This window comes from Alcanivorax sp. HI0083, from assembly GCF_001635175.1.
On the sequence record NZ_LWFX01001771.1, the window covers coordinates 1 to 835 of the forward strand.

General features: G+C 62.0%; 2 protein-coding genes. Both read left to right on the top strand.

The genetic code is table 11. From position 1 onward, the window contains the following. Positions 1-183: 183 nt before the first annotated feature. Positions 184-570, top strand: a complete 387-nt coding sequence (locus A3754_RS25650) for an RNA-binding S4 domain-containing protein (protein WP_063521713.1) — start codon at positions 184-186, stop codon at positions 568-570. 45 nt (positions 571-615) lie between these two features. Further along, the coding region (locus A3754_RS25655; RefSeq protein WP_197468879.1) for an Hsp33 family molecular chaperone HslO at positions 616-835 on the top strand (220 nt) is incomplete at its 3' end.

Genomic DNA, 835 nt, shown 5'->3' on the forward strand with positions numbered 1-835 from the left:
CGAGCCCTGCTGGTGGACGACTCCTTGCCAGTGCTGCACAGCGCCCGGCAATACGGCATCGGCCAGCCGGTGAGTATTCTGCACCCGGATTCCAGCCTGCCCAAACGGCTTGATACGGACCCGTTCCCGGCCATTGATGATTTCCTGGCCGTGCTGCCCTGACGGCCAGGTGTGGGGAAACCGATGGAAAGCGTACGCATAGATTCCTGGCTCTGGGCCGCCCGGTTCTTCAAGACCCGCACCCTGGCCAAAACCGCCGTGGAAGGCGGCAAGATCCACATCGATGGCAACCGCACCAAGCCCAGCAAGGCGGTGCAACCCGGCCAGACGGTGACCATTACCAAGGGTACCGAACATTTCGAGGTCATCGTCCGCGATCTGAGTAGCAAGCGCGGCCCGGCCAAGGTGGCCCAGACGCTCTATGAAGAAACCCCGCAAAGCGTGGCCAAACGGGAGATGAACAGCGAACAGCGAAAACTGGCCCGGGCCGCCACCGCCGCCCCGGACCACAAACCCAGTAAAAAGGAACGCCGGGATATCCAACGCTTCAAGCGAGACAATCTCGAATAACGATTTTCACGGTGACGTCACCGCGACCAACCTCAGGACATCATCATGCAAGACCACAAGCAGCGCTTCCTTTTCCCCGACTCCGACATTCGTGGCGAGCTGGTACAGGTAGAAAGCAGCGTCAGCCGTATCCTTGAAGGCCACAACTACCCGCTGGCCGTACAGGGGCTGATCGGCGAGGCCGTGGCCGCCGTGGCCCTGCTGGCCAGCACCCTCAAATTCAAGGGCCGGCTGGCCCTGCAGGCCCAGGGCAAGGGCCCGGTAT